General features: G+C 50.2%; 1 protein-coding gene. It reads right to left on the reverse strand.

Features of this window, described 5'->3' with window-relative positions:
• On the reverse strand, positions 1-1,686 hold a 1,686-nt coding region (locus QUA58_RS05570), incomplete at both ends, for a Calx-beta domain-containing protein (protein WP_333393278.1).

Consider the following 1,686-nt stretch of genomic DNA (forward strand, 5'->3'; position numbering starts at 1 on the left):
GTCATCTACTCCGGTGACAGTGACGGTTTGGGGAGTATTCCAGTTAGCCGATGTGAAAGTTAAACTCGGTTTATCTACAGTACCTTCAGCCGTATTATCCGAAGTCGTCCCAATCGTCACATCTGCTGTAGGCTGGCTATTTAGAACTACCGTAAAAGTAGCCGTTCCCCCTGCTTCTGTGGTTGTTAATCCGGCAGTGGGATTGATAGAAATTCCCGCAATATCATCGTCTTGAATCGTGGTGGTTATTGGAGAACCAATAATGTTAGCAGTTCCTGGGGCAGTGGCGTTGCTCAGAGTGAGTGCTAGGGTTTCGTTAGGTTCGGCAATTCGATCGCCCAAAACATCCACCGCAATAGTCGCTATGCTAGCATTGGCCGCAAAACTAATCGTACTACCAGTAGCCGTGACCCCAGTTCCGGTAACATTGGCGTTGTTGTAATCTGCACCGTTGGTTGCGGTTCCCCCAAAGCTAAAATCGATGCTGCTACTTTGGCTAATTTCTCCGCTGCGAGTAACGGTGAAACTTACCGTTTGAGTGCCGCTATTTCCCTCAGTGATGCTAGCGGTACTGCCGACAACGCTGTAAGTAATATCGTTATCAGTAATCTGGGCATTCACCGGCCCGATCGCCAATGTTGTCGGATAATTGGGATCGGTACTGTTGGTAATCGCGTGGGTTAGTGCACCGGTATGGTTGTTTTCTGGTAGCGTGTCATCAACAGCACGAACGGTGACAGTTTGGGGAGTGATACCATTAACATTTGTGAAGGTTAGAATTTGCGTGGCAGCAAAATTCGTTCCATCTAGGCTAACTTCTGCTTGAGTATCCGCCGTCACGGTAATGTCAACATTGCTGGTGGGGAGGGTGTTCAATTGTAGGGTATAAGAATCGGTAATTCCCCCTTCTGTTACTTCGGTACTGCCAGCAGATTGAGTGACGGTAACGCCTGGAGAGTCGTTGTCTGTGTTGGTGACATTGACATCTTCTGGGTTGAGATTGTTATAGTTTGTGTCGGCTGTGGTGGTGTCGGCAGCGGTGATAATTTGGTAGGCAATATCACCGTCAGCCACTAAATCATCTACGCCGGTGATGGTGGCAGTTTGGTAAACGTTCCAATTGGTGGAATTAAATGTGAGGTTCGCGGGTAAAACCGTGCCTTCTGCTGTGTTGTTGCTGGTTAAGCCAAGGATGACATCGGCGGTGGGTTGGCTGGTTAAGCGGATGTCAAAGGTGGCTTGACCACCGAATTCGCTGGTATTGCCGCTAATCGGGAGGATTTGAAAGCCAGCAGTGTCGTTGTCGGTGATGGTGAAACTACCTGTGGTAGTGGTTCCTAATTGAATGCCTGCCGATGGGCTGCTAATGGTGAGGGTGGCAGTTTCGTCAATTTCGGCAATTTGGTCGTCGCTAATGGTGAAGGTGACTTGTCCGCTGGTGGCGCCATCGGCGATGGTAATTTGGGTGGGAATGGTGCCGGTGAAATCAGCAGCCGTTGCTGTTCCAGTTAAGGCTAGGTCAACGGTTTGGTTGCCGGCTACGGGTGCGTTGGTAGTAGCGGTGACGGTGATGGCGGTGGTTCCGGCTTCGGTGCCGGTAGTCGGGGTAACTGAGAGGTTGACGTTGGGGAAGTCGTTGTCGGTAATCGCAATATTTTGACTGGTGTTCGCTCCCAACACTATCCC

The organism is Microcoleus sp. N9_A1, assembly GCF_036701795.1.
Taxonomy (GTDB): Bacteria; Cyanobacteriota; Cyanobacteriia; order Cyanobacteriales; family Microcoleaceae; genus Microcoleus.